The sequence below is a fragment of the Salifodinibacter halophilus genome (assembly GCA_012999515.1).
Classification (GTDB): domain Bacteria; phylum Pseudomonadota; class Gammaproteobacteria; order Nevskiales; family Salinisphaeraceae; genus Salifodinibacter; species Salifodinibacter halophilus.
On sequence record JABEEB010000160.1, the window covers coordinates 1 to 287 of the forward strand.

Here is a 287-nt window from a genome sequence, read left to right on the forward strand (position 1 = left end):
GCCGCGCGTTCGCCTACCAGGTCGCGCGCGATTTCGACGGCGGCTACAAGAGCCGGGTGGACGCGGCCTCGTGCCTGCTGCACGCCTCCGACGCCGCGGTCGAAGTGGCCCTGGAAGCGATCCAGACCCTCGGCGGCAACGGCTACATCAACGAGTACCCGACCGGCCGCCTGCTGCGCGACGCCAAGCTGTACGCGATCGGCGCGGGCACCAACGAGATCCGGCGCATGCTGATCGGGCGGGAGCTGTTCGACGGCAAGAGCTGATCGCGGCGTCGCTTGCCCCCC

1 protein-coding gene is annotated in these 287 nt (G+C 70.7%); it reads left to right on the forward strand.

Annotated features, from left to right (window positions below; translation table 11 throughout):
- Positions 1–266, forward strand: a 266-nt coding sequence (locus HKX41_11140; GenBank protein NNC24686.1) for an isovaleryl-CoA dehydrogenase, incomplete at its 5' end; no start/stop codon positions are given.
- Between the last annotated feature and the right edge of the window lie 21 nt (positions 267–287).